We start from the raw sequence: 25,318 nt of genomic DNA on the forward strand, positions 1-25,318 counted from the left end.
TAGGGTCTGTACCTAATTAGCGCGCTCTGATTCTCTTGCACCCGAACTGATTCGGCACGGGGGCTTTGATGCGCAAGGGGCTGTTCTGGCTCAACGACAAGCAGTGGGCTCAGATAAAGCCGCATCTGCCAACGAACCAGACCGGACCGGAGCGCGAAGATGATCGACGCATCATCAGCGGTATCATCCACATGCTTCAGTGTGGCGCGCGCTGGCGCGATTGCCCGCCCGACTTTGGTCCTTACACGACGATCTACAATCGGTTCAATCGCTGGGCCAAGCGCGGACATTGGCAGGCGATCTTTGAAGCGCTCGCCCGCTGCGGCAAGGATGGCGTGACTTTGTCCATCGACTCCACCTCGATCAAGGCGCATCGCTCGGCGAGCGGCGGAAAAGGGGGGAACATGAACAGGCGATCGGCCGCTCGCGCGGCGGGCGGACCACGAAAATCCACGCGCTGAGCGACCCTGATTGCAAACCCTGCGCATTTCATCTCACTCCGGGCCAGGACGCAGATATTGCCGCAGCGCCGGCCCTTTTGGAACTCGCGCCGCCCATGTCTGCCCTCATTGGGGACAAAGGCTACGACGGCGACGGCTTTCGCGCCGAAATCGTCAATCGTGGCGCCAAGCCCGTCATTCCAAACAAATCCAACAGGGTGACCTTCCACAACTTCAGCAAGCGCATCTATAAAGGGCGCAATGTTATCGAGCGTTGCTTCTGCCGGCTCAAGGATTTCAGGCGTGTCGCAACTCGTTACGATAAACTCGCCAGAAACTTCTTGGCTGCCGTCCACATCGCAGCCATCGTCGCCTATTGGATCAATTGAGTCTGGACCCTAGTAAGTGATTGAAAAGATTGGAGCGGGTGAAGCGCGCCTATTCGCCTTCTTCCGGCGGATTTTCATCACCATATCAGCAACTTAGGAGAACGGCAAATTCTTGTGTTGGACGCTTTGTTGGACGTTTCATGGGACGCCGTTGGGGCCGCCAATTCCAGACGACAAACGCTCTGGACGGTGTTCGGCGAACGCGGCTTACGCTGGCTAGCGCGTGGTCTTGTCACTACTACCCGGACCTTAGTAGCGCAGCCGGATCCAAACGCGCAGCCCGCTCAGCGGGCAGAAGACCGAAGACAATACCGACGAGACTGGAGCAGGCGATCGCGATCAGCGCCATCTGTCCGTTGAACTCGATAGGCCAACCTAACGCGGAGGGGACCGCGCGTGCGCATACGTAGCCAACAATGAGTCCCAGCAGGCCGCCGATGGTGCACAGGAGCACGGCTTCCAATAGAAACTGCTTGCGGATGTCTTGTGGGCGGGCACCGAACGCCAGTCGGACTCCTATCTCGTTGACCCGTTCAGTGACCGATACGAGCATGATGTTCATCACGCCAATGCCGCCGACCAGCAGAGAGATTCCCGCAAGCGCGGACACCAGCGAGGTGAACTGGCGATAGGCGCGGTCGCGCGTCTGGGCAACCTGGATGAGGTTTTGAATCCGAAAATCGTCAGCCTTGCGCCCCACAATCTTGTGGCGCAGCCGCAGGACGCGGGCAATTGCCGTTTCCGCTGCTTGCATCGACTGAGCGGACTCCGTCTTCACGAGAATCGTATGCACGGCATCCGGGTTGGCCTGACTGCGTCCAATTGTGAAGATTTTCGCGGACGACAACGGAATAAACATGACGTCGTCCTGGTCTCGACCAGTGAAATCCTGGCCCTTCTCGGCAAGCACTCCGATGACGAGATAGGACGAGCGTTCAATGCGGACGAAACGGCCAAGCGGGTCGCTGCCCCTGAACAGTTCACGGGCTACAGTGCGGCCGATAACTGCGACTTTTGCGGCCGATGCAACATGGTCGTCGTTTAGGAGTTGACCGTCCGCGAGTCTCCAGCCCCGCGCTTCAAAGAATTTCGGCGTCACTCCGGCAACAAGAGTCGACCAGTTCAAGTCTCCGGATATTGTCGTCTTTTGCTCACCGACGAACGGTGCCGCAATCACAATGTCGGGGACTTCGCGGGCGATCGCCAACGCATCGGCTGTCGTAAGCGAGAGGATGGTGCCCGCCTGTTGTCGCACGCCCCCCGCGATCTGCGCGCCGGGTTGCACAAGCAACAGATTTGATCCGAGCGAGTTTATCTGCCTCGAGATCTCGGCACGCGCGCCTTCTGCCACCGCCACCACGATGACGACAGCAGCAATGCCGATGACAATGCCGGTCACGGCGAGAATGGAGCGCAATATGTGCGCACGTACCGACCGAAACGCCAGATGAACATAGCTGAGCGATCGCATTTAGCCCTACGCCGGTCAAAGTTCATGCAATGCCGTGACATCCCGTGTCGCCAATAATGGCGCCGTCCCGAAGCTTTATCGTACGCCGCGCATAGCTCGCGACCTCGGGGTCGTGGGTCACAAGCACGACGGTGAGTGCGGCGCGCTGCAGTTTGTCAAGAAGCGCGAGAATGGCATCGCGCGTGCTCGTATCCAATGCCCCGGTTGGCTCGTCGGCCAGGAGAAGGTCGGGATCGTTGACGATCGCCCGCGCGATTGCAACGCGCTGCTGCTCACCCCCCGAGAGCTGTGCAGGCATATGTCGCATCCGACCGCCGAGACCGACCTCTTCAAGGACAGCGCGTGCCCGCGCGGTCGGATTCCGCATTGGCTCGCGTCGATAGAACAGCGGCAAAGCGACATTCTCGAGCGCGGTCAGGCGCGGCAACAAGTTGAAGTTTTGAAAGACAATGCCGATGTGCCGATTTCGCAGCTCACTCAAGCGAATCTTCGATTGCGCAAATACATTTTCGCCGTGGAGATGGTAATGCCCGCATGAGGGCTGATCGAGACAGCCCAGGATCGAAAGCAAAGTCGATTTTCCCGATCCCGATGGGCCCACGACGGCGACGAATTCTCCGCGATCGATCTCCAGACAGACATCCGAAAGCGCGTGAACGGTTTGGTTACCGAGCCGGTGCTGTTTGTGAATATGATCGAGGGTGACGAGCGAACTCATGTGCTAACCAGCAGGGCGGCTCCACTAAGGTTTACTTCGATAACCAATGGCGACCTGTTCGCCCATTTTGAGATCTGGCGACAGGATCTGGGTCAGCGAATCGCCGGTCGCGCCCAGTGACACGGTGGCAGGCTCCAGTTGGCCAGATTTCGTGCGGACCCAGACCACGCCCTTCCCGGGGGCAGGGTTATCTGCGCGGTCACGGGTTGGCCGAAAACTCAGTGCGGCGTTGGGAACGACCATCGCGTCTTGTTGCTCCTGAACCACGATACGGACGTCAGCAGTCATCCCCGGAAGCAGCAAATCATCGGGATTGGGCGCCGAAATCATCACGGCATACGTCACCACGTTTTGCACCATCCGCGCCGCTTTTCGGATCTCAAGCACGCGACCTTCGAACGTGCGGCCCGGATAAGAATCGACGCTGAACAGCGCGCGCTGCCCGGTTCGCACCGCGCCGATATCGGCCTCGCTGACGGATGCATCAACGCGCATATCCGAAAGATCGCGCGCGATCGTGAACAGCGTCGGCGCCTGCAGGCTCGCCGCCACCGTCTGGCCAAGCTCGACGCTACGTCGAATGACGACCCCATCGATCGGCGACTTGATGGTGCTTCGTTCGAGATCGAGTCGGGCTCGATCGAGGGAAGCGCGCGCAGCCATGACTCCGGCGGCCCGTATCTGCTCGCGTGACTTGGCCGCGGACAATTCAGAGGCGAGCGCCCGATCCGCCATCTGCGCGCGCTCGGCGTCGCGCTGGGAGACACTGCCGCTTCTGCTGAGCGCGCTCTTGACCTGAAGATCGCGTAGGGCATCATCGTGGCGCGCCTGTGCACCCTCGACGGCTGCCTTGGCCTCCTCGTGTTGCGCCAACGCGACCGCAAGCGCGGCCTCCGCTTCCTTGACCTGGACTTCAAAGACCGCGCTGTCGAGCGTAGCAAGCGGCTCATCGGCCCGGACTCGGGAATTGTAGTCGGCCATCAATTTGGCGACTTGACCCGAGAGCTGTGAGCTGACCTCGACCGTGTCAACGGCATCGAGCGTTCCGGACGCGACGACATTCTGAACGACGTTGTCCCGGGCGATACTGACATAGCGCAGATCATCATGGTCGTCCCCGATTGCGGAGACTGGACTATTCGGCGCCCACAACGGAAAGGTGACGGCAATCGCAAGAACTCCCAGCCCTGCACGCACTAGAAGGCTTCGAGGAAAGTTCAGTTGATTGTCGGTACGAATAGTGATCTCGCCGCGCTGATGCGGTGCTCCATGCTGAGAACAGGCGTAGCTGCCTTTCCTTCCGATGCCGCAGGCGGCGCGACAAGGCTCAGGGAGCCTGAGATGTGCGCGCGCCGCCACAGTCGAGATTCGAAGCGATCGCCGTCGACTGGATCAGGGTATGAAGACTGCGGTATGCGGACTGTTGCTTGAGGGCGCCGTCTTTCCCTCCGTGACCGGTTTATGTGTCTTCAGAGTGCCGTTGCCGGGGTTCGCATTCGTGTTGGGTTCTGTGAAATGGTGCGTAAGCAACGACCCCATTTCGACCGCTGGAGTTGTGTGATCTGCACCGGACAGCGGGCTACCCTGCCCTGGCACCAGGTCGGCTGGCCGTCCATTGGTTTTGACGAACGGGTTGCTGGACGTCGTCAGGCCACCGGCACCTACAGCCGTGAATAGATGGTCGGATGCCTGGATCGGGGAAGTGCCCGTAACCAAGGATACGCCTACCACAATGATAGCGAGTTTTCTCATCGGCAACTCCTCTGCGTTTGCGTTTGCCAAGGCGCCAAGTTCGTTGACAGCGCCGAACGCTTGAATGCAGCCGATCTGCCGCGGTTCCTATTTCTCGCGGAATAACGTGCAATGTCCGCGATTGCGAATGAAGTTAGTTTCTGACAGAGGAGTCAGAATCATCGAAATCGTGGACGATGCCTTCTTCTGAATGTCAGATCCTTGGAGCGATGCCTACGCCAGACGCGGCGGGTCGGCATTGATAGTCCACCGTGAAGTCGGGTGGCGTTACGCCCCGGAAGGCCTCGCACAAGGGCGTTCGGCGCGTTGGCGCTAGATCGGCAGCTCTGCTCCGGAAGATGAGAACAACAAGCCAGTCGTCGAGATCGGTCTGTGTCTCAAGGAGGTCAGCTGGTGAGCGCAGCGTTCAAAAGCGAGCCAGATCGCAGAAAGACGTAGGGCGGGGTAGAAAATGGTAGGATTGAGCGGGTGAAGCGCTCCGACTCAAAATTTTCGCTCGATTTTTCCTAGACACATCAAACTCTTAAATGTGTCGCCTATTTTTTGTTGGACGTTTTGTTGGACGTTTCATTAGATGTTCCTTTGCCGCTCAATGCTGGTGCTTGCGCTACTCGTTTGGGCGAGTCACGAGTTCGCTACACCGGCGACACAGGCAAAACGTAGAGCGATCTTTGCATTTCGCACTGCAACGCTGCAGCAGGTTGAGCATCAGCACCGCGCCGTCCGCGTCCGCGTGTGGCCCGAAGTGACGATCCCCAACCAGTTGTCTGCACGTCAGTTGTGAAAGGTAAACCGGACGTAGCCGAAACGCGGCCAAATCGACCCGAGTGCCCCTTTCCAGACGCTCGAGTGAGGAGAGAGAGAGTCACGAGATGCTACTGGACATCTCATCGCACAGCTTTTGGTTTTTTGGCGACGGCCGAACTCGAGACGATGCCTTGGACTTCCATGCTGCACGACTTTTGCCTCCAGCCCGAGTTGTGCAGATCGGGTTCGCCCATAATGGCTCAGCCAGTTGCGCACTTTCATCGTGGAGACGGCGGAGCCGTAATCTTCAGGTTAGCTAGGAGCGCACCCGCGTTCCGGCCAACATCTTGAGCGCCTCGTTCAGAGCCTGTGCTTCCGCCTCCGCCCGAGTGGGGCCCTCACCGCGTGCGAGGCGTGTTCCGGGGCTGACATTGTCCACCTCGCAGCGATATCGGTTGCCCAGCTTGTATGAAACCACCCCGATCTCCCAACCACCGAGGCGCTGCTTCCGTCGCTGATAGCCGTCGGCATGCAGCCAAGTCCTTCCTGCATAAAAGGCCGCTTTCTCGACCAGGCCCGCTTGCGACCAATGGTGAGCGAGGATCTCAGGATGCGTTTCCACCGTCTCCGGAAACCGATCTTCCAGCATTTTCGCAATCCGTGCGTGCAACTGCTGACGTCGGCTGCGCAGCAAGGTCGCATACGCTGCATCCCGGATCAGGGCATGTTTGAACGTATAGGTGGCGCCGGGCGGCGTGCCGCGACAGAAGATTAATTCGGAGTGGACGAGGCGCTCCACGGCCTCTTGCAAGGTGCTTTCCGATAGGGGGACCAGGGCGGCCAACAACTCGTATGAAAACTCACGCCCTATCGCCGCGCCGATTTGCGCGACCTCTCGGATCGGCGCCAACCGATCGAGCCGTGCCATCAACGAGGCATGCAGCGTCGTTGGAATCGCCAGCGGCGGCACCGGACCAGTCAAAACGTATTGGCCACCCGCGTCCTTCAACAGACCGCTTTCCAATACCGCCTTAGTCAGTTCCTCGACGAAGAGCGGGACGCCGTCGGCGTGAGCGGTGATCTGATCACGGATTGCCGAGGGCAACTCCTTGTTGCCGGTGAGGCGGTTCACCAATTCGGCGCCGTGTCGGCGGCCCAGACGGCTGAGCGCCAATGTCGTCACGTGCGCGTCGCCGGTCCACGGCGACGGGAATTCTGGCCGGAAGGTGATGACGAGCAATATCCGCAAGGACTGAATCCGCTCCACCGTCAGCTCAAGCAGTTCGAGCGAAATCGGATCGATCCAGTGCACGTCCTCGAATACCATCAGCACCGGTCGATGCGCGGCTAGCCCGGCGAGCTGTGCGAAGAGTGCCTCAAGGGTTTCCTCCTTGCGCCTGTGCGGATTGAGCTGCAGCGCCGGGGAGCGATCGCCGCCGATCGATAGCAGATCCGCCAACAGGGCGGTGGCATGCTTCATGTCCTTTGTTGACGGGGCGAGGATCGCCTCGAGCTTGCCGAGCCGGCGCTCGGCGTTGTCGTCCCGTTCAAATGCCGCGGCGTGCTCCAATTGGCTGACGACGGGGTGAAGAGCGGTGTCTCCATGATGAGGTGAGCAGAAAAACCGCAGCCGCGTGTGCGGCTCGCCATTCAGCCGTTCTTCGATCGCCTCGGTCAGACGCGACTTGCCGATGCCCGGCTCACCACACAGCAGCACGACCCGGCCATCGCCCTCGCTCGCCTGCTGCCAACGGCGCATCAGAATATCCAGCTCTTCATCGCGGCCGATGAGCGGTGTGCCGGAGCTGGCGGCACGAAGCGCCTCGAAACGGCTCTCGATCGCGCTCGGGCCGACCACCTGCCATGCCCGCACCGGATCGGCGAAGCCCTTTAGCGTCGCGGCGCCGAGGTCGCGATATTCAAACAGCCCGCCCGTTAGGCGCCGGGTGTCGGCAGCAATCACGACGGTGTTCGGGGCCGCCAAACCCTGCAGCCGCGCAGCCAAGTTCGGCGTTTCGCCGACCACCGCTTCCTCCTGAGCCGCGCCGCTTCCGATGAGATCGCCGACCACCACCAGGCCCGTGGCAATGCCGACGCGCACTTGCAGCTTCGGCTCGCCGGCGAGCGGAAGCGCGGTTGCGCCGATGGTCTCAACCAGAGCCAGGCCAGCGCGGACCGCGCGCTCTGCGTCGTCCTCGTGAGCATGCGGGTAACCAAAGTATACAAGCACGCCGTCGCCCATGTATTTGGCGACGAAGCCCTCGAATCTTTTGACAACGCTGGCGCAGCCATCGTGGTAGACACGCATCACGTCACGCATGTCTTCGGGGTCAAGCCTGGCCGAGAGCGCCGTTGAGTTGACGAGATCGCAGAACATGACCGTGATCTGCCGGCGCTCGGCGGATGCTCCGGCCGACACGGTATCCGGAGTCGTAGCCGCTGGCGCCACAACGGTGGGATCGCGGTTGTTCGCTGTCAGCCTTTTGCCGCAAGCGGGACAGAACTTTGCACCTGACCGAGTGGCCGCACCACAAGATGGGCACCGGCCTGGAAGAGCCGCGCCGCACTCGTCGCAAAACTTGCTGTCCTCCGGAATGTCGGCCCGGCAGCTCGGACATTCCATGCGCCGCTCCCTGACCCGGCCAGCCGCGTTGTGTAAAGTCTAGCACAACGAGCTCGCCCTGCACCAGCGGCCTTGCTCTGCCTCGCCCTGCCAAACGTGAAATCAAATCGCTGGCGCCGCGGGGGGCCGATTGGGCTCACGATCTGCAGTAAGGCTGACCGGGGTGCCGCCGCCGGGAAAGGAAAAGCCGCGCCTGAATTGAACGCGGCCGAATGCGGACTTCTTGCGCAAATTGTCAGCGCGACGGGTACACCCGCGTTCTCACCAACAACTCTCTTGCCCTCTTGAGCGCCTCGGCTTCCGCCTCCTCGCGGGTGGTCCCTTCGCCTCGCGCCAGTCGGGCTCCCACGCTGACATTTTCTACCTCGCAGCAGTACCGGCCACCGAGCTTATACGAGGCGATGCCAACCTCCCAGCCTTCGAGGCGATCTCGCCGGCGCCGATAGCCCTCGGCGCGCAGCACCGTTTCGCTTGGCATGGCGCTCCTCCTTCGAACAATCACGCGGCGGCACGCTCGATTGGCGCGCGGACAAGATTGCCCCACTCGGTCCAGGAACCGTCATAATTCTTCACGTCGGGGTAGCCGAGAAGGTACTTGAGCACGAACCAGGTGTGGCTCGAGCGCTCGCCGATACGGCAATAGGCGATTGTCGGACGATCCGGCGACACTCCCTCACCCTCGTAGAGAGCACGAAGTTCGTCTGCCGACTTGAAGGTACCGTCCTCGTTGCAGACCTTGGCCCAGGGGATGTTCCGCGCGCCCGGGACGTGCCCGCCACGCTGGCATGTCTCGGGAAGGCCGGGCGGCGCCAGGATCCGCCCTGTGAACTCGTCGGGGCTGCGCACGTCCACCAGCACGGCGCTTTTTTGCGCCGCAGCCGCCTGCGCGTCGCCAAGATAAGCCCGAATCGAGAAATCGGGCTCGTCGGGCAGCGTATAGCTGGCGCGGGCGATTTGCGGCACGTCTGTCGTCAGCTCGCGCCCTTCCTCGAGCCATTTGCGGCGCCCGCCGTTCATCAGGCGAATGTCGGAGTGACCGTAGATCTTCATCTGCCACAGTGCCCAGGCGGCGAACCAGTTGTTGTTGTCGCCGTATAGGATCACGGTCGTGTCGTTCGCAATCCCTGCCTCCTCCATCAGGCGTCTGAACTCATCAGGCGGGATGATATCACGCTGCAGCGTGTCGCAGAGCTGTGTTGTCCAATTCCACGCGATCGCACCCGGAATGTGCCCCTGGTCGTACCCACCCGTGTCGACGTCGACTTCGACGAGACGCACGTTCGGATCGCCCCGGTGCGCCGCCACCCAGCCAGTGTCAACTAGCACTTCGGGATCAGCATACTGGCTCATGAGAATCCTCCCTACTGGTTTCATCGGCGCCCGTGCGGCGGGTGCCAGTGTGGTCACTCAGGTCGAACGGATCGCCCTGACTCGGCCCCCACATAAACTCGTGCCGCCATCCGTCGAGGATGGCTCCTTAGCCTCATCGGCCGCAACCGGTGCGCCGCCCGAGCCGACGAGCGGCAACCCACCTGAAAAGCAAGCCTTATACCTTCAGGTCCGTGATCCGCATGATCGCGACCACGTTCCCATCGTTGTACGCTTGCTCTTTTGTGTCCTTGTTGCAGGTCCAGACAAAGTTCTTCTTCGCCGTGAAGGTCTTTCCTTCCTGCTCAACCCGTAGCTCCCCTTCCGTGATATGGCAGACCATGGCATTCATCATCGGGGGACCCATTGTCTTCGATCCCGGTTGCATGATGATATCGCGCATCGAGACGCTCTTAAAACCTGGGATGATGGATGATGTCTCGCCATCGTAAGCGCGTACCACGACACCTGGCCAGGGCGTCTCATCCTTGTAGCCCGTGGTTTGAGCGGCGGCTGGCTTCACCATGGCCGCCGAGGCCGCTGCTAACCCGATTCCCAATGCTGACCTTCGATCGATCCTGTTCATCGCTGTTCTCCTAACGTCACGGAACGAGCCCCGCAGAAGCGGCGCGCGATTTCGTGGAAGGTGAATGTGGTGCGAACCGAAAAAAGCGTCGGTCTCTTCAGAGAGCGTGCCTGCCGATGGCATCAGTACTGCTCATGCGCCCCGGACGGCGATTTCGGCTATCCCGTTTCAAGGGCAGCTCCATTATATGCGACCTGACGCCCTTGAGGAACAGCATCGAAAGTGCACAATAGGTTAAATTGGCTAGAGCCTGAAGGCTGGAGACCTGATCCGGTGTCACCAGCTTCCCTCCGCCAACCAATATAGACTGACCGGCCGCGCGGTCCGATCAGCCCCACGATCCGATCGGCGTCGTGTCTGGAGGCGACGACTGCGCGCTCAGAATTTCCGGAGTTGGCCCCGAGCCGAAGACCATAATTGCCTTGAGAAGGTCAGCTCTCGGAGACAAACCCGACCTACACCCAGTTGGCGGGCTAACGCAAAGCTTCGTCCCTGGGAGCCTGAGCGCGACCATCCGGCGAAAGCGATCGCAGAAAATCGTAGGGAGGCGTGAAAAATCGCAGAATGGAGCGGGTGAAGGGAATCGAACCCTCGTATTCAGCTTGGAAGGCTGCTGCTCTACCATTGAGCTACACCCGCGTTACGGGCTCCCTAACACGGCTAGGCAGCGGTCTCAACTGCTCCGGGGACGGCTTTTCGGCTTGCGAACAGGCCTGGTTCCGCCCCGGCCCGCCTCCCCTTAACAGCGGCGGCTTCGCGGCCTATATCAAACTCTCCCGAAACCAACGAAAGGAGGTGATCCAGTGTCTTATCTCAAGCGCTGTCACCTCGCTGGGATCGCCCGCTGAGCTCTGACTGAAGGCTCGGCCTCGGGGCGGTCTCAGCCCTGGACCAGCGAGACAAGAAATCCGGCGCGACGGGCGGTCCCCGCCGCGCCTTTTCTTTTGGGATGACCTGTCTTTTGGGATGAGCTGTGGCCGGGGCTCCGGCTCAGATCGTGCGAAGGCGCGCACGCACGGCGACGGCGGCGATCAGCATGCCGACGCACCAAGCCGTCGCCGCCCGGTGAGGCTCGCCGCTCAGCAGCACGGCGAGGACGCTCGCCAGAAGACAGGGCGCCATCGCCCTGGTCGTCGGGCTCACGAGCGAGAGCAGGAACGGCAGGTTGCGATCGATACCTGCGAGACGGTCATCGGGCGCTTCGTCTCGTCGCGAGAGCGCTAGAAGCCGCGGACATCGAGTGCGCACGGACGCTTTCCGCGAGGGCTTTCGATGATCCGCTCGCCGCCGTTCTCTGCGGAGCTGCCGTAATAGCGGTGATGGCCGGCCTGATCATGCAAATCCGCGGTATCGGGCTTTGCCGCCCGCCACGCGTCACAGATGATCCTGATGGTCTGACCCGACATTGCCGCCTCCGACATTGCTTGCAGTGTTCTTCGTGGCCATCAGTCGCGGTCGTTGCGGGCGACGTTCACCTCTCAGAGCGGTAATCGGGTTTCGGGGCGGTTTCGTCGCAACCTCCACGACGCAATATTTTGCCTTCCGGCATTGTCGGCAGCGGCCGAGGTGATACGTCCTTCGAACGTTCGCAGCCAAAACAGACGAGGTGACGATGCTCTACGCCATCCTGGCTTATCACGTGGAAGACGAGGTCCTGTCCTGGACAGCGGAAGAGGACGCGACCGTCATGACCAATTTGAGCGCCGCCCATGAGCCGCTGCGGGCCAAGGGCCATTTCGGGCCGGCCGCCCGGCTCGATGAGACCCGGAAGGCCCGCACGCTGCGCGGGCCCGGCGCGGGCATGGTGCTGGATGGGCCCTTCGCCGAGACCAAGGAGCAGCTTCTCGGCTTCTACATCATGGAGTTCGACAGCGACGACGGCGCGATCGCCGCGGCGCGCGAGCTGCGCAAGGCCAATCCGGGCGCAGTCTATGAGATCCGCCCGATCAAGCTTTTCCTGCCGGCCGATGGGTTTGGCGCAACGCCAGGGTGATCCGACGGCTTACGGATCCGGCTTCGTCGGCGCGGTGTAGAAGCGCTGGATCAGCAGCCCGCCGAAGGCGATGAACCAGATGAAGGGCGCGGCACGCGGCGCGACCGCCGCAACGATCGTGCCCGGCACAAACACGAGCAGCGGAAACAGCGAGGCCATGATTTCATGGCGCCAGCCGCCCAAAATCGTCCACCACAGCCAGGCGTTGAGGCCGGCGATCGCGGTCAGGTGCAGGCCGTACAGCACGGCGACCGCACTGCTCATGCCGTAATTGGTGTAGAGGCCGTTGGTCACCGGCAGCAGCACGATCGAGAGCAGGAAGAACAGATTGAGGATCACCATGCCGCGGCTGCCGACGGGCTGGCGCGCGAGCCGCCGGTGGTGGCTGATCCAGAACACGCCGGCGATGATGAAGCTGAGCGCAAAGCCGGCCAGCTTGCCGGAATAGACGTGGGCAAGATCGCTCCAGTCGGGGGCGCTGGTGAAAACCGCGGCCTTGGGCAGGTCGTAGGCCAATAGCGTCATGGCGACGCCGAAAATGGTGTTGCTGAGCGATTCCAGCCGCCTCATCTCGAACTGGTCGGGCTTGAACTCGGTCATCCCTGGGCGCGCTCTGCGGGCTGGAACTTTTGCCTGCTTTTTCCCTAGGTCCTAATCCCGGTTCCGTCCAGCCGCATTGCGATTCGCAGGCAGATCGCCGAGTCTGGCGCTTTCACCGGGGCGATTCGTGGCGACATATCTGGACACGCTCAATGCGGAGCAGCGCCGCGCCGTCGAGCATGGCGTGGCCGATGGCGCGACCGTGGGCGGCCCCCTGCTCGTCATCGCCGGTGCGGGCTCCGGCAAGACCAATACGCTCGCGCACCGCGTCGCGCATCTGATCGTCGCCGGCGCCGATCCCCGCCGCATTTTGCTTATGACGTTTTCCCGCCGCGCGGCGGCCGAGATGGCCGGCCGGGTCGAGCGCATCGCGCGAAAAGTGCTGGGCGAAAACAACGCCGCGATCATGCGCGACGCCCTCACCTGGGCCGGCACCTTCCACGGCATCGGCGCGCGTCTCTTGCGCGAATATGCCGAGCGCATCGGCGTCGATCCCGCCTTCACCATCCACGACCGCGAGGATTCCGCCGACCTGATGAATCTGGTCCGGCACGAGCGCGGGCTGTCGAAGACCGAGAGCCGCTTTCCGGCCAAGGGCACCTGCCTGTCGATCTACTCCCGCTGCGTCAATGCCGAGATGGAGATCGAGAAGGTGCTCGGCCAGCACTATCCCTGGTGCTCGGGGTGGGCTGCCGAGCTGAAAGGCCTGTTCGCGGCTTACGTCGAAGCCAAGCAGGCCCAGCACGTACTCGATTATGACGACCTGCTGCTCTACTGGTCGCAGATGATGAGCGATGCGCTGATTGCCGAGGAGATCGGCGGCCGCTTCGATCACGTGCTGGTCGACGAATATCAGGACACCAACCGCCTGCAATCCTCGATCCTCTTGGCGCTGAAGCCCGATGGCCGCGGGCTCACCGTCGTCGGCGACGACGCCCAGTCGATCTATTCGTTCCGCGCCGCCACCGTGCGCAATATCCTGGAATTCCCGCAGAGTTTCTCGCCCCGCGCCGAGATGATCACGCTCGACCGCAACTACCGCTCGACGCAGGCGGTGCTGTCGGCGGCCAACGGCGTCATTGGTCTTGCCCGCGAACGCTTCACCAAGAATCTCTGGACCGACCGCACCTCCGCACAGAAGCCGCAGCTCGTCACTGTGCACGACGAGGCCGACCAGGCCCGCTATGTCGTCGAGGAGGTGCTGGCGAACCGCGAGCAAGGTGCGCTGCTCAAGCACCAGGCGGTGCTGTTCCGCACCTCCTCGCATTCCGGTCCACTCGAGATCGAGCTGACCCGCCGCAACATCCCCTTCGTCAAGTTCGGCGGGCTGAAATTCCTCGATGCTGCGCACGTCAAGGACGTGCTGGCGCTCTTGCGCTTCGCCGAAAATCCGCGCGACCGCGTCGCGGGCTTCCGCATCCTGCATCTCTTGCCGGGTATCGGCCCCGCAACCGCGCAGCGCGTGCTCGACCAAATGGCCCAGAGTACCGACCCGCTACATGCACTCAGCCAGCTCCCGAGCCCGCCGCGCACCGGCGCCGACTGGATCGACTTCGTCCGCACGGTCGAAAACCTGCGCTATTCGGAATGGCCGGCTGATCTGGAGCGCGTGCGGCTCTGGTACGAGCCGCATCTCGATCGCATCCACGAGGATTCCGAGACCCGCCGCGCCGATCTCATGCAGCTCGAGCAGATCGCCAGCGGCTACGTCTCGCGCGAGAAATTCCTGACCGAGCTCACGCTCGATCCGCCGGATGCGACCTCCGACCAGGCCGGCCCGCCCCTGCGCGACGAGGACTATCTGATCCTGTCCACCATCCACTCCGCCAAGGGCCAGGAATGGAAGTCGGTGTTCGTGCTCAACGTCGTCGACGGCTGCATGCCCTCCGATCTCGGCGCCGGCACCAGCGCCGAGCTCGAGGAGGAGCGCCGCCTGCTCTATGTCGCGATGACGCGCGCCAAGGACGATCTGCACCTCGTCGTGCCGCAGCGCTTCTTCACCCACGGTCAGGCCGCCAAGGGCGACCGCCACGTCTACGCCTCGCGCACCCGCTTCATCCCGGAATCGCTGGTCTACCTGTTCGAGCGCACGGCGTGGCCGCGCGCAGCCGCCGGCGCGGCGCGCACCGCCACGCAGGGCCCGAAGATCGACATTGGCGCGCGGATGCGGGGAATGTGGCGGTAGGCCGGGTCGAAAGAGCGGAAACCGAGCATTTCCAAAAGCCACCTTGTGGCACAGCAGCCGTCCATTAAGTCTCGACAATCCTCCCCACAGAGACCTGATCGATGACCGCACCGCTTCAATTCGGACTGGATACCTTTGGCGACGTCACCAAGGACGCCTCCGGCGCCATGCTTGCGCATGCGCAGGTGATCCGCAACGTCGTCGACGAGGCGGTGCTGGCCGACGAACTCGGTCTCGATTTCATCGGCCTCGGCGAGCACCACCGCGCCGATTTCGCGATCTCTTCTCCCGAGACCGTGCTTGCCGCCATCGCAGCGCGCACCAAGCGCATCCATCTCGGCTCGGCCGTGACGGTCTTGAGCTCGGACGATCCCATTCGCGTCTTCCAGCGCTTTGCGACGCTCGATGCGCTCTCCAACGGACGCGCCGAGGTAATCCTCGGGCGCGGCTCCTTCACCGAATCCTTTCCCTTGTTCGGCTTCGACCTTCACCGCTACGAAGAGCTGTTCGAGGAGAAGCTCGACCTGTTCGCTGCGCTGTTGTCCCAGAAGCCGGTGACCTGGGAAGGCAAGCTGCGTCCGCCGCTCAGGGATCAGCTGGTCTATCCGCCGGTCGAGAACGGCACACTGAAGACGTGGATCGGCGTCGGCGGCAGCCCGCAATCGGTGGTGCGCGCCGCGCATTACGACCTGCCCCTGATGCTCGCGATCATCGGCGGCGACCCCACGCGCTTTGCGCCCTACGTCGAGCTCTATCACCGCGCCTTCAAGGAATTCGGCCGCCCGGTAAAACCGATCGGCGTGCACTCGCCCGGCTACGTCGCCGAGACCGATGCACAGGCGCGCGAGGAGCTGTGGGGTGACTACAAAGCCATGCGCGACCGCATCGGCAAGGAGCGCGGCTGGCCGCCGATGGGTCGCGACGAGTTTGTCAACGAGGCCGAGCACGGCTCGCTCTATGTCGGCTCGCCCGAAACCGTCGCACGAAAAATCGCCGCGACCGCAAAGGCACTCGGCATCACGCGCTTCCAGTTGAAGTATTCGGCCGGTCCCCTGCCGCACGAGAAGCTGATGCGGAGCATCGAACTCTATGGGCGCAAGGTGGTGCCGATGGTCAGGGAGATGATGGGGTGAGACGGAAGCCCGGCTTCGCTTTCGCTCACCAGAGTCTCTTCTTCGCGAAGGCGTGTCCCGAACCGGACTTCAAATAGCGTTCGAAGGCTCGCGCCTTCCCGATGTCGGAGAAGGCCACATACGTCACCAGCCGCCAGGGCTTATATTTGGAAGTGTGCGGAGATTTACCGGCGTTATGATGCGCTAGGCGCTGCTTGAGATCGGTCGTCAGGCCGATATAGCGCTGGTCACCGAAAGCTTCGCTTTCCAGAAGATAGACATAGTACATGGACGCCGCCCTCCTTCGCCAAGGCTTCGGAGGGCACCCTGCTTCGCGCAGAAACAGGCGGCAATCCTGCGAAGCGCGTCAGCGCGAAGCAGGATGGTGGGGGAGGCAGGACTCGAACCTGCGAAGCCATGAGGCGGCTGATTTACAGTCAGCTCCCTTTGCCACTCGGGACACTCCCCCGCTCGACGGCAGCACTTTCGGGCCGGACCTTGCCGGCGGACCGAAAACGGCCATGGAGACGTGAAGACCGCAACAGCCCGGGATATGGGGCAGCGGCCGGGCGCGTTTATGATCGAAGGGATGGGGCAAAGTCAACCGAGGCGAACAGCTAAAATAGCCCCTTTGGACGGTCAAATTGCCATATTCCGGAACCCGTGACACAAGCGAGCGCATGAAGGATCGAAAATTCGCCCCCAGAGGCCCCCGCGGCGGGGCTAAGCCCTTTAACAGACCGGGGAAATCGCCCGGTCGACCAGCCTGGCGCGACCGTGATTCGGCGTCAGACGGGCCCGTCATCCTCTATGGCTGGCACACCGTCACCATGGCGCTTGCCAATCCCCAGCGGCGGATCCGCAAGCTGACGCTGACCGAGAACGCCGCCCGGCGGCTCGCGGAGGAAAACATCGAGACCCGCGTCGAGCCCGAGATCGTCCGGCCCCAGGAGATCGACCGCCTGCTCTCGCCGGACGCCGTGCACCAGGGCCTGCTCGCGGAGGCCGATCCCCTGCCCTCGCCCGCGATCGAGACCTTGAAGCAAGAGGGCATGGTGCTGGTACTCGACCAGATCACGGATCCCCACAATGTCGGCGCGATACTGCGCTCTGCCGCCGCCTTCGCGGTGAAGGCGATCGTCACCACCGCGCGGCACAGTCCGGAAGCGACCGGCGTGCTGGCCAAGGCTGCCTCCGGCGCGCTTGAGCTCGTGCCTGTTGTCACCGTGCAAAATCTCGCCCGCGCGCTCACCGCGCTGAACGAGCGCGGCTTCCAGACCGTCGGCCTCGACAGCCAGGGCAGCGAGGACCTCAGCGAGGTCGTGCTGCGCGAGCCGCTCGCGCTCGTGCTCGGCGCCGAAGGCAAGGGTCTTCGGCAATTGACGCGCGAGACCTGCAGCGTCGTGGCGCGGCTCGACATGCCCGGCGAGATCAAGAGCCTCAACGTGTCGAACGCCGCCGTGCTCTCGCTCTATGTCGGCGCGAGTCGGCTGGGGTTGATGAAGGGGTAGGCGATCTCTCTTTACCTCTCCCGCTTGCGGGGGAGGTCGACGCGCGAAGCGCGGCGGGTGGGGGCTCTCTACTCTTGAGGAGTGTTCATTGCGGAAGCACCCCCACCCCAGCCCTCCCCCGCAAGCGGGAGAGGGAGCGCCTTTTGCGTGGCTAGACGGAAAACAAAACGCCCGTCCGCATCACGCGAACGGGCGCTTCTCTAACTCAACCGATCCGGCGATCAGTAATAGCGGCGCAGCACGCGGTGGCCGCGGTAATAGTACGGCGCGTAGCGATAGCCATAGCGCGGGCCGTTGCCGTAGTGCACGCGCGGCAGATAGCCGTAACGCGGTCCGTAGCCGTAGCGATACGGACGGTAGTACGGACGGTGATAGGGATAGGCAGCGGCGCGATAGCCATAGCCGTAACCGTAATTGGCGGGCGCGACGACCGCGTCCTCTCGATAGGTCGGATACGGCGCGAAGGCGCCGGGGCCGGTGTAGGTCGGGCCCTGGTTGACGTAGTAATACTGCGTGGCCGGCTCGGCGAGGTGCTCAAAGCCCCAACCGCCATAACCCGGGCCATAACCCCAGCTACCGCAACCGGTGTTGCAGCCGGTATAGACCGGGACAACCGGCGCGCACGGCGAAAAGCCGCAGGCCATGGCGGGCGCGGCGCCCACGAACATCACGGCAGCCGCCGCGACCAGTCCCGAAATCATTTGACGCATTACTCTCTCCTGTCGATTTTCGTTCGTTGGATTTGACTTGCTTTGTTTGTTTCGGTCGTCACTTGGGCGGCCTAGCGGGCCCTTCCGCGTGAGGCGGCAGCCGACGACGCGGCGGATTGACGTTGATCTCCGGTGCGAGAATCACCGGCGGCGGATCGGTGGGAATATCCATCTGCGGCGGCAACGGCGCGGACTGCGCGCCCCAGCTCCGGTAATAGCTCTCGGCCGGCTGCGGCAGTTTGCGGTTTGCGGGCGGCTCGACCTCGAGACGGCCGTAGCCGGGCTGCAAGCCGAGGGTCGGATAATAATGGCCGACGTCGGAAGGCTGCCGCTCGCCGATGTAGCGTCCGCCATAGATCGTGGGCTGCACCTGGACGTTCTTGCCCAGGCCCCAGGTCCCCTCGACGACCGCATAGGACGCATCGATGCCGTTGATGATGATGGGCACGCCGGGACGGCCGGGAATGACGATATCGAAGCCGCCGTCGGCAAACGCCGTCGCGGGCAGTCCGATCAAAAGGGTTGCGAGCGCGAAAACGCGCATGAAGAGGCCCCGGTTTATCCGGCCCGCAACCTATCCGATCGCAACAGGCAGAGGGTTAAGGCCGGCTGCATTAATTCCGGTAAGCCTAATGCGTAACGCTTGAGAAGGCCTCAAATGCCGGCAAGTGCGCTATCAAAGCGTTAATGCCACGCAGCCGGCTGCCGCACGACAAGGATGCAAAAACCATCCGGGTTGCATGGCATAAACTGTACATCCTTTGCGGGTCGCGGCCATGTGACCCCGCTCGCACGAAACTACGGAACGACTCCGTAACGGTTGCGCTTAGCAACGGTCCAACCACATGGAGTAAATGCCATGACGAGCCTGAAACTGATCGGCGCGGTTGCGATCGCTGCGTCCGCAGTGGCGAGCCCTGCACTGGGCCAAGCGTCCTTCTCCAATCCCGACAACTGCCAATCCATGTTCCCGAGCGCCAATTGCCAGAACATGGGCCGCGGCAGCCCCTACGCCACCAGCCGTCAAGATCGACAATATCGGCGAACGGCTTATCGCCAGCCGAACCGTTACAATGACTTGAACAGGCCAAATAGCGGCTTCTGGCCGGTGGATAACGCGGGCGCTGTTGCTGGCGCCGCCGTCGGTACCGCGGCAGCCGTTGCCTCAGCGCCGTTCCGCAGTTGGGACAACTCGTACGCCTATGACAATTCCAACGGCTACTACGGCGGCCGCAGCGAAACCGGTTGGTACGGCAACTGGGATACTTACGCGGCCCGCAACGGCATCGTTTGCCGGCCCGGCACCCTTTACAAGGGTGAGGACGGCCGTCAGCACCTCCGCCAGTAACCGCCCCGTTTCGAGACCTGGCATGTCAGGCGGCCCCGCAAGGGCCGCCTGTTTCTTTCCGCTCTGGCGCCATCGTGTTCTGGTACTTTCGGAACAAGTCTGATATTGCCACCGCGCACAGTCGAAAGCGCCGGCGCCACGGCGGCGACTGTCCAGTTCCCCTGGAGCGGCCGGCTTAGCTCAGCGGTAGAGCAGCGGTTTTGTAAACCGAAGGTCGGGGGTTCAATCCCCTCAGCCGGCACCATTTGTCCGCCCTGCACGTACGCTGCGAGCCGCACAAGGCCCCGAATTGATCAAGGCGGCACGCGAGAGACCGCGGTGCCTTATCCTAGGAATATCTGCGCTTGATCACGATAAAACGGTCTTCCACCGATCCAAGCCGAGCAAACAGAGAACCGTCGGCATTCGTCGGCACAGGAACGCCGACATAGCTGCGATCGGCGATCGCCACGACCGGGGCATTTTCCGGAACATCGAACTGCTGCCGCCGCTCGGCGGGCACGAAGGCAAACACCTCCATGTCCGAGCGCGATCTTATCCTATCGGCGTCGAGACGCAGCCACGCGTTGACCTCGAAGTCATAGAGGCCGCAAGATATCAGCGCACGCGCAAGCCATGCCGCTCCCGGAACAGGCGCGGACATCGGCGGAACGTAGACGGTTGCCCCCTCCAACTCGGCCGGCACGGTCGTGAACCAGAGATCGGCCCGGACGAGCCCGAACGGTCTCAGCCCCTCGCCAAGCACACCGATTCGACTCCAGTCGATCGCGCCCCGGTTCGGAATGGCGAAGGCGACCTGCTTGGTGATGAAGCCGTAGTCCGCGGCTTGCTTGAACACCAATGAACGGGCGCGCTCGGAGACGGAATGTTTCGTACTGTCGTCGAGCACGAACAACCGCCGGAACGAATTTTCGATGTTTTGCTGATTGCCCAGTTGATAGGGCGTCAGGATTTGCCGGCTCTCGCGAAAATATCCCGCATATCCCGTATCGGTCAGCGCCCAGATTTTAGTCTGGGGAACGGCGCGAAACACCAGCAGTGCCATACAGATTGCCACAACGGCGCGAACAGCGCGGCCACCACCCTGCCAAGCCATGGCGAGCATGATGCAGGCAAAGGACAACGTCAGGGGCTCCGTAAAGATCGCGTCCGCGTTCATGACGCTGCGATCGAACCAAAGAACCGAAGCCACGACCAAACCGCCGATCACCGCAAGCACGACGAGCTCGGCGTTGCTGGCCAGCCGCGGGCGCCACAAGGCGAGGAATGCCAGTAGCAGGGCCGGCATCAACAGCAATATCGGGGAACTGAGCACCTGATCCCGGAAGCTTTGATGTCCAGGTACAAGGGCCGGGTCGATCGTTCCGAGAAAGGAAACCTTCGCAAGGGCCGCAACGAATTGAACGCCGCTCCGTGGGCTCATCATCACGAACCACAGCAAGAGGAACGATGCGGCGAAACCCAGCGCCATCAGATTGGCGAACGAAAGGAAGCGATATAGGACGCCACGTTGCGGAACGATCCGCGTCATAAGTCCTGGCGCCGCAATCGCCGCGAACCCGGCCAGGCACAGCGCGAAGTTGGAAAACGAACTTCGCGTGTGGACGAAGGTCGATGGCATCGGCAGCGTCGAGATGCCGATCAAGAACAAGTAGGTCCCGATCGCAGCGAGCGAGACGTGCAAATTTCGCCGCGAGGAGATATCTGGAAACGCCTCTGCGTTGTTCCTCGCCATCATCAACAGCACCAATGCGGGCGCCAGGGCGATGGTTGAGATGATCTGCACCTTCGAGGTCATCGCCAGCCCGCAGAGAACGCCAGACCCGATTGCGAACGCAATTGCGACACGTCCGTGCTGCTTCATCGCCGCCACCGCGAGCGCGACGGCCGCAGCTGCGTAGAACAGCGCGAAGCTGTCGGTCCTGAAGATGAGGGTGTGAAAGGCAAGCGCGCGGGAAGACGCCAAGGACAGGAAGACCGCCGCAATCATCCACACGCTTCCATCGACCGCCCAGACCACGGCGACGGCCAGCAGCAAGGAACTCGCAACCGCAAGGAAGGGCAGATGCCCTCGAATGAACTCGATCAGCTCGGCTGTGCCAAGCAGCGGGTTGGCCCAGGTTTCGATTCCGTTGAAGTCACGCAGGTGCAGCAGGCCGAGGACATACCCAATCCGATGGGTAAGGCTAAACAGCAGGTACATTCCGGCTGTCGGATGCGTGATATGATCCGGAAGCATCCCGCCCCGAAACAGCAAAACATCCAGCGCCGTCAATTGATCCATATCGTCGAGCGCATAGTAAGGATAGCGCTCAACATTGTGCTGAAATACGAGAAAGCTAACGAATGCAAGAGCGATGACGACCGGCCACGCCAGACGTCTCGTAGCCCCATCCCAAGCCTGCCATCTTGCCCCCATAGCAACTTACCGTGGCGCAAAAACACGCGAAATGTCAAGCTTGCCCTGCTCGCACGACCGCGGGAACGAGCGTCACTCCTTCCCCACCTCGAACGCCAGCAGCACGTTGCCGGGGACGCCGCTCCACTGGCCGTAGCCGGAATTGGTGTAGAGCATGCCATCAGCGATGACCGGACCTGGGCCGTCGATCGCGCCGCCATGGGCGGGGATGCCGTTCACGGCGGAGTAGTCTTGTGCTGTGTCGAACTCCCACAAGAGTTTGCCGTCACCGGTTGCGTAGGCGCGCAAGAAGCCGCTGACCCCACCGGAGAACACCACGCCGGGGATCAGGCTGACCGCGGCCGAGAGCGCGGGGCTGCATTGCGGGCGATCGCCGCAGGGCACCGGCGGCACCTCCATCGCGATTTTGCCACTGTCGAGATCGAGCCCGAACAGGCCGCCGCCTTGCATGGAGTCGAGACGCCGCGTGCCGTCGCGCAGGAAGCGCACGTCGGAATTGGCGACATAGATGCGGTCCTGGTCCGCGGCCGAGCCCCATTCGCTGCCACCGAGCGCACCGCCCTTCCCGATCCGCGTCTGCCACAGGATCTTGCCGCCATCATCAGGGTCGAGCGCGTGCACGACACCGGATTTCTGCGCGATGACGAGCACGCGCTTGCCATCATGCAACGTCACCAGAATCGGCGACTGGCCGAAATCATGATCGGGCCCGTGATCTTCGGGACAGTTGGTCTTGTCCGCGCCATAGCAGGCCACGATGAAGGCATCCTTCGGCGTCGCCTGTTGCTTCCAGAGCAACTTTCCCGTCGTGAGTTCGAAGGCGAGGATCGCATCGGCGGTTGCGGCCGGCGGGTTCGAATAGGAATTGCTGGTCGCGACATAGACGGCATTCCGCTTCGGATCGATCGTCGGTGCCGACCAGATCGCGGCGCCGGACGGACCGAAGAGCTGCGTGCCTTTTGTATTCTTTTCGGTCGGATGCGGCACCTCGGGGATCGTATAGGCCTGCCAGACCGTCTTGCCGGTCGCAGCGTCCAGCGCCACCACGCTGCCGCGGAAGGTACAGCACTCGTAACTCGGCTGCGATCCGGCGGCCTCCTCAAGCGAGGACACCGGCACATAGAGCACGCCGGAATGGAGCGTCGGCGCGCCGGTGATCCGCGCCGCCGGATGCTCCTCGACCTTCACCTTCCAGATCAGGGCGCCGGTCAGGGCGTTCACCGCGTAGGCATTGGCCTTGAGGTCGCCGAAGAAGATCGCGAACTGATCGGTGCCTGCAAGCGGTGCGAAGCTGATCGCGGCGCGGACCGCGGCATCGGTTGCGAAGGTCCACAGCGTGCAGCCGCTCTTCGCGTCGAGCGCATGCACCTTGCGATCGGTGCCGCCGATGAACAACAGACCGCCCACGACCGTCGGCGGGGCAAAGGACACCGACGCACCGGGGAATGCATAGGCCCATTTCAGCCGCAGACGCGGCACCTCGTCGGCGGAGAGGCCCGCCATGTCGGCCGGCTGGAAGCGGCTGTTGCTGACGTCGACGCCCCAGCCGTTCCAGCGCGGACCATCGAGCGGTTGCGGGAAGCCGGCAGCCTGCTGCGTGCAGCGGCCCTGCGCATCAGCTGCGGCGCTACTGGTCGCGGCCTTGCCGGTGACGAAGGCGGCAATGGCGCGGCGCTCATCGTCGCTGCGCTCCTTCGCGATTCCCGCCATGCTGCCGGTCGAAAGCGTCGCCAGCACGTGTTCGAACGACATCGCCTGCATGGCGCTGCGGGCCGGCACACGGCTTTGGGCGTCAGTGGCGTCGTGACATTGCGCACAATGCTTTGCGTAGAGCGCCGCACCGTCCTGTTGCGCGCTCGCCGAAGCGCAACACCAAAGCAGCAGTGCAGCCACGACAGCGCTCAGTCTCATGACGTGCTCCGACATCGTGACCGTCGAGATCGCTTCACACAACCCCAAGTGTAGCGCGAGGGCAATGGACCAAGCAACGGACGCCGCGCCCGCGCCTGTCACACAGAGTGGACGTTTGGAGACCTTCGGACGATGGCACGAGACAAAATTCCGTCGCAGATGCACTATACAGCCAACGCGTCGCGTCCGGAATCTCCATCAAATGAGCCCGCCGATGATCACCCGCCGAAAAGCTCTGTCCGGATTGGCTGCTCTGCTCTTGCCGTCCGTCGCGCATGGCCGCCAGGCGAAGAATTCAGCATCACCTGCGGGAGCGACAGCCTGTCCGTGTCGCGCTACGCGGCAGGCATGACCGGAAAGCGGCCCGCCGTGATCCTGCTGCACGGCTCGCGCGGCATCGAGCTGAAGCCACGCGCCTATGGGCGATATGCTGACGCGCTGTCGGCCAAGGGCATCGATGCCTATCTTCTCCGCTACATGACCGACAGCGACACGGCGGCGCTCAATCCGAAGACAAGCACGCAAGAGAGCCGCGAGGCCTATGACACCGGGCGCTTCGACGGCTGGTCGGACACGGTCTCCGCCACCGTCACGACCATTCTCGACCGCCTCGACAGCTCTGGGCGCGTCGGCCTGCTGGGCTTTTCGCTCGGCGGCTTCATCGCCGCCAATACTGCCGCCCGCGACGAGCGCATTGCGGCGCTCGCCGTGCTCTATGCCGGCATGCACGAAGCGATGGCCGGCAAGGTCAAGCACATGCCGCCGATGATCGCGCTGCACGGCGAAGCCGACCGGAACGTACCGATCGCGAACGGCAAGAAACTGATCGAGCTTGCGAGGTCCGTCGGCGCAGAGGCCGAGTTCGTGCCGTATCCGGACAGGTCGCACGGCTTTGATTTCTCCGACACCGACCCGATGACGTCGGACGCGATCGGCCGCGTCACCCGCTTCTTCCAGGCAAGGCTCGCAGCCTGACCGGGTTCGCCTCAAACCGGCTTCTGCCACTCCATCATGTGGAAATAGGGCACGCGGCGATGGCGGGCGATTTGAAGCTCGTCAGGTTGGCGATCAGGAGCGTGCCGCCTGGCCGCAGCGCCGCCACCATCTTCGCGATCGCTGGCCGCATCATGCAGCGCGCCGGCATCCGCACCACCGGCATCGATCCCACCGAGGCGCTGCTCGCGCGCGCCAGAGAGATGCACCCGCAAGGCGATTATCGGCTTGGCCGCGCCGAGACGATGGATGTCGATACGTCCTTCGATCTGGTCGTCAGCTATCTCAGCCTGATCGATATGCCGGATCTTAGGCGCTTGCATCGCGGGGACAGCCATTAACCACATGTTGGATCGAAGTTCAACATAAGCTAACGTGCGCGTTCCATGCGCCCTGCTACCTTCCGAGAGAGAGCCAGGATCGCCGCCGGCGCGGTTGCGGC

22 protein-coding genes, 3 tRNA genes and 2 pseudogenes are annotated in these 25,318 nt (G+C 62.7%); 9 read left to right on the forward strand and 18 right to left on the reverse strand.

What is annotated here, in order from left to right:
• Positions 1-68 precede the first annotated feature (68 nt).
• Positions 69-829, forward strand: a pseudogene (locus AYJ54_RS47770) (IS5 family transposase).
• A gap of 238 nt (positions 830-1,067) precedes the next feature.
• Here the strand turns inward: AYJ54_RS47770 and AYJ54_RS24715 are convergent.
• The 11 genes and pseudogenes from AYJ54_RS24715 to AYJ54_RS24765 all read right to left on the reverse strand — a co-directional run bounded on the left by AYJ54_RS24715 (position 1,068) and on the right by AYJ54_RS24765 (position 11,500).
• Positions 1,068-2,300: an ABC transporter permease gene (locus AYJ54_RS24715; protein WP_063702879.1), complete on the reverse strand. Its 1,233-nt coding sequence runs from the start codon at positions 2,298-2,300 to the stop codon at positions 1,068-1,070.
• Between the two features lie 22 nt (positions 2,301-2,322).
• A complete protein-coding gene (locus AYJ54_RS24720) occupies positions 2,323-3,018 on the reverse strand; it encodes an ABC transporter ATP-binding protein (protein WP_063702880.1) in 696 nt (231 codons plus the stop codon).
• A 24-nt stretch (positions 3,019-3,042) separates the two neighbouring features.
• Positions 3,043-4,215, reverse strand: a complete 1,173-nt coding sequence (locus tag AYJ54_RS24725) for an efflux RND transporter periplasmic adaptor subunit (RefSeq protein ID WP_136623907.1) — start codon at positions 4,213-4,215, stop codon at positions 3,043-3,045.
• A gap of 1,618 nt (positions 4,216-5,833) precedes the next feature.
• On the reverse strand, positions 5,834-7,936 hold the full coding sequence (locus AYJ54_RS24735; RefSeq protein ID WP_063702885.1) for an AAA family ATPase: 2,103 nt from the start codon (positions 7,934-7,936) through the stop codon (positions 5,834-5,836).
• A 63-nt stretch (positions 7,937-7,999) separates the two neighbouring features.
• Positions 8,000-8,140, reverse strand: a pseudogene (locus AYJ54_RS54080) (double zinc ribbon domain-containing protein); the annotation flags it as partial.
• Positions 8,141-8,375: 235 nt separating this feature from the next.
• A complete protein-coding gene (locus AYJ54_RS24740; protein ID WP_201724252.1) occupies positions 8,376-8,618 on the reverse strand; it encodes a hypothetical protein in 243 nt (80 codons plus the stop codon).
• 20 nt (positions 8,619-8,638) lie between these two features.
• The gene (locus AYJ54_RS24745) at positions 8,639-9,490 is read right to left on the reverse strand and encodes a sulfurtransferase (protein ID WP_063702886.1); all 852 of its coding nucleotides are present in this window, start codon (positions 9,488-9,490) and stop codon (positions 8,639-8,641) included.
• A gap of 196 nt (positions 9,491-9,686) precedes the next feature.
• Entirely contained in the window at positions 9,687-10,094 is a 408-nt protein-coding gene (locus AYJ54_RS24750) for a hypothetical protein (protein WP_063702888.1), read from the reverse strand.
• 565 nt (positions 10,095-10,659) lie between these two features.
• A tRNA-Gly gene (locus AYJ54_RS24755) sits at positions 10,660-10,733 on the reverse strand.
• 351 nt (positions 10,734-11,084) lie between these two features.
• Positions 11,085-11,342, reverse strand: a complete 258-nt coding sequence (locus AYJ54_RS24760) for a hypothetical protein (RefSeq protein WP_347337229.1) — start codon at positions 11,340-11,342, stop codon at positions 11,085-11,087.
• Complete coding sequence (locus tag AYJ54_RS24765) at positions 11,315-11,500, reverse strand: hypothetical protein (protein ID WP_063703354.1); 186 nt, start codon at positions 11,498-11,500, stop codon at positions 11,315-11,317. Before AYJ54_RS24765 ends, AYJ54_RS24760 begins: the two co-directional genes overlap by 28 nt.
• A 206-nt stretch (positions 11,501-11,706) precedes the next feature.
• Here AYJ54_RS24765 and AYJ54_RS24770 point away from each other — a divergent pair, with 206 nt between their 5' ends.
• A complete protein-coding gene (locus AYJ54_RS24770) occupies positions 11,707-12,087 on the forward strand; it encodes a YciI family protein (RefSeq protein WP_063702890.1) in 381 nt (126 codons plus the stop codon).
• A 9-nt stretch (positions 12,088-12,096) separates the two neighbouring features.
• Here AYJ54_RS24770 and AYJ54_RS24775 read toward each other — a convergent pair whose 3' ends face one another.
• Positions 12,097-12,687, reverse strand: coding sequence for a TMEM175 family protein (locus AYJ54_RS24775; RefSeq protein WP_063702892.1), 591 nt, complete (start codon positions 12,685-12,687; stop codon positions 12,097-12,099).
• Between the two features lie 127 nt (positions 12,688-12,814).
• Between AYJ54_RS24775 and AYJ54_RS24780 the strand changes: the two genes are divergently transcribed.
• The gene (locus AYJ54_RS24780) at positions 12,815-14,872 is read left to right on the forward strand and encodes an ATP-dependent helicase (RefSeq protein ID WP_063702894.1); all 2,058 of its coding nucleotides are present in this window, start codon (positions 12,815-12,817) and stop codon (positions 14,870-14,872) included.
• Positions 14,873-14,973: 101 nt separating this feature from the next.
• Positions 14,974-16,005, forward strand: a complete 1,032-nt coding sequence (locus AYJ54_RS24785) for an LLM class flavin-dependent oxidoreductase (protein WP_063702895.1) — start codon at positions 14,974-14,976, stop codon at positions 16,003-16,005.
• A 25-nt stretch (positions 16,006-16,030) separates the two neighbouring features.
• Here the strand turns inward: AYJ54_RS24785 and AYJ54_RS24790 are convergent, their stop codons facing one another.
• Both AYJ54_RS24790 and AYJ54_RS24795 read right to left on the reverse strand, forming a co-directional pair.
• The gene (locus tag AYJ54_RS24790) at positions 16,031-16,273 is read right to left on the reverse strand and encodes a GIY-YIG nuclease family protein (protein ID WP_063702897.1); all 243 of its coding nucleotides are present in this window, start codon (positions 16,271-16,273) and stop codon (positions 16,031-16,033) included.
• Positions 16,274-16,367: 94 nt separating this feature from the next.
• Positions 16,368-16,453 (reverse strand) — tRNA-Tyr (locus tag AYJ54_RS24795).
• Between the two features lie 211 nt (positions 16,454-16,664).
• Between AYJ54_RS24795 and rlmB the strand changes: the two genes are divergently transcribed.
• Complete coding sequence (rlmB, locus tag AYJ54_RS24800) at positions 16,665-17,495, forward strand: 23S rRNA (guanosine(2251)-2'-O)-methyltransferase RlmB (RefSeq protein WP_063702899.1); 831 nt, start codon at positions 16,665-16,667, stop codon at positions 17,493-17,495.
• Positions 17,496-17,716: 221 nt separating this feature from the next.
• Here the strand turns inward: rlmB and AYJ54_RS24805 are convergent, their stop codons facing one another.
• Both AYJ54_RS24805 and AYJ54_RS24810 read right to left on the reverse strand, forming a co-directional pair.
• Complete coding sequence (locus tag AYJ54_RS24805; RefSeq protein WP_063702901.1) at positions 17,717-18,205, reverse strand: hypothetical protein; 489 nt, start codon at positions 18,203-18,205, stop codon at positions 17,717-17,719.
• 58 nt (positions 18,206-18,263) lie between these two features.
• Entirely contained in the window at positions 18,264-18,749 is a 486-nt protein-coding gene (locus tag AYJ54_RS24810; protein ID WP_063702903.1) for a hypothetical protein, read from the reverse strand.
• A 315-nt stretch (positions 18,750-19,064) separates the two neighbouring features.
• On the opposite strand from AYJ54_RS24810, the gene AYJ54_RS24815 reads away from it, so the two are divergent.
• Positions 19,065-19,553 carry a hypothetical protein gene (locus AYJ54_RS24815; protein ID WP_063702905.1) on the forward strand — a complete coding sequence of 163 codons (489 nt, stop codon included), beginning with the start codon at positions 19,065-19,067 and terminating at the stop codon, positions 19,551-19,553.
• A 169-nt stretch (positions 19,554-19,722) separates the two neighbouring features.
• Positions 19,723-19,797 (forward strand) — tRNA-Thr (locus AYJ54_RS24820).
• Positions 19,798-19,881: 84 nt separating this feature from the next.
• Here AYJ54_RS24820 and AYJ54_RS24825 read toward each other — a convergent pair.
• Both AYJ54_RS24825 and AYJ54_RS24830 read right to left on the reverse strand, forming a co-directional pair.
• Entirely contained in the window at positions 19,882-21,756 is a 1,875-nt protein-coding gene (locus AYJ54_RS24825; protein ID WP_136623909.1) for a hypothetical protein, read from the reverse strand.
• Between the two features lie 288 nt (positions 21,757-22,044).
• Positions 22,045-23,883 carry an outer membrane protein assembly factor BamB family protein gene (locus AYJ54_RS24830; protein ID WP_063703356.1) on the reverse strand — a complete coding sequence of 613 codons (1,839 nt, stop codon included), beginning with the start codon at positions 23,881-23,883 and terminating at the stop codon, positions 22,045-22,047.
• Between the two features lie 348 nt (positions 23,884-24,231).
• Here AYJ54_RS24830 and AYJ54_RS24835 point away from each other — a divergent pair, with 348 nt between their 5' ends.
• Together AYJ54_RS24835 and AYJ54_RS24840 are read left to right on the forward strand one after the other, a co-directional pair.
• Entirely contained in the window at positions 24,232-24,858 is a 627-nt protein-coding gene (locus AYJ54_RS24835; protein WP_161491900.1) for a dienelactone hydrolase family protein, read from the forward strand.
• Between the two features lie 59 nt (positions 24,859-24,917).
• The gene (locus tag AYJ54_RS24840) at positions 24,918-25,217 is read left to right on the forward strand and encodes a class I SAM-dependent methyltransferase (protein WP_063702909.1); all 300 of its coding nucleotides are present in this window, start codon (positions 24,918-24,920) and stop codon (positions 25,215-25,217) included.
• Positions 25,218-25,318 lie beyond the last annotated feature (101 nt).

The organism is Bradyrhizobium centrolobii (assembly GCF_001641635.1).
GTDB lineage: Bacteria > Pseudomonadota > Alphaproteobacteria > Rhizobiales > Xanthobacteraceae > Bradyrhizobium > Bradyrhizobium centrolobii.

Excerpts from the sequence above, each read along its gene's own strand:
- AYJ54_RS24715 (WP_063702879.1), bottom strand. The coding sequence starts at position 2,300 with ATGCGATCGCTCAGCTATGTTCATCTGGCGTTTCGGTCGGTACGTGCG.
- AYJ54_RS24720 (WP_063702880.1), bottom strand. The coding sequence starts at position 3,018 with ATGAGTTCGCTCGTCACCCTCGATCATATTCACAAACAGCACCGGCTC.
- AYJ54_RS24740 (WP_201724252.1), bottom strand. The coding sequence starts at position 8,618 with ATGCCAAGCGAAACGGTGCTGCGCGCCGAGGGCTATCGGCGCCGGCGA.
- AYJ54_RS24745 (WP_063702886.1), bottom strand. The coding sequence starts at position 9,490 with ATGAGCCAGTATGCTGATCCCGAAGTGCTAGTTGACACTGGCTGGGTG.
- AYJ54_RS24750 (WP_063702888.1), bottom strand. The coding sequence starts at position 10,094 with ATGAACAGGATCGATCGAAGGTCAGCATTGGGAATCGGGTTAGCAGCG.
- AYJ54_RS24765 (WP_063703354.1), bottom strand. The coding sequence starts at position 11,500 with ATGTCGGGTCAGACCATCAGGATCATCTGTGACGCGTGGCGGGCGGCA.
- AYJ54_RS24770 (WP_063702890.1), top strand. The coding sequence starts at position 11,707 with ATGCTCTACGCCATCCTGGCTTATCACGTGGAAGACGAGGTCCTGTCC.
- AYJ54_RS24775 (WP_063702892.1), bottom strand. The coding sequence starts at position 12,687 with ATGACCGAGTTCAAGCCCGACCAGTTCGAGATGAGGCGGCTGGAATCG.
- AYJ54_RS24785 (WP_063702895.1), top strand. The coding sequence starts at position 14,974 with ATGACCGCACCGCTTCAATTCGGACTGGATACCTTTGGCGACGTCACC.
- AYJ54_RS24790 (WP_063702897.1), bottom strand. The coding sequence starts at position 16,273 with ATGTACTATGTCTATCTTCTGGAAAGCGAAGCTTTCGGTGACCAGCGC.
- rlmB (WP_063702899.1), top strand. The coding sequence starts at position 16,665 with ATGAAGGATCGAAAATTCGCCCCCAGAGGCCCCCGCGGCGGGGCTAAG.
- AYJ54_RS24805 (WP_063702901.1), bottom strand. The coding sequence starts at position 18,205 with ATGCGTCAAATGATTTCGGGACTGGTCGCGGCGGCTGCCGTGATGTTC.
- AYJ54_RS24810 (WP_063702903.1), bottom strand. The coding sequence starts at position 18,749 with ATGCGCGTTTTCGCGCTCGCAACCCTTTTGATCGGACTGCCCGCGACG.
- AYJ54_RS24815 (WP_063702905.1), top strand. The coding sequence starts at position 19,065 with ATGACGAGCCTGAAACTGATCGGCGCGGTTGCGATCGCTGCGTCCGCA.
- AYJ54_RS24825 (WP_136623909.1), bottom strand. The coding sequence starts at position 21,756 with ATGTACCTGCTGTTTAGCCTTACCCATCGGATTGGGTATGTCCTCGGC.
- AYJ54_RS24830 (WP_063703356.1), bottom strand. The coding sequence starts at position 23,883 with ATGAGACTGAGCGCTGTCGTGGCTGCACTGCTGCTTTGGTGTTGCGCT.
- AYJ54_RS24835 (WP_161491900.1), top strand. The coding sequence starts at position 24,232 with ATGACCGGAAAGCGGCCCGCCGTGATCCTGCTGCACGGCTCGCGCGGC.
- AYJ54_RS24840 (WP_063702909.1), top strand. The coding sequence starts at position 24,918 with ATGGCGGGCGATTTGAAGCTCGTCAGGTTGGCGATCAGGAGCGTGCCG.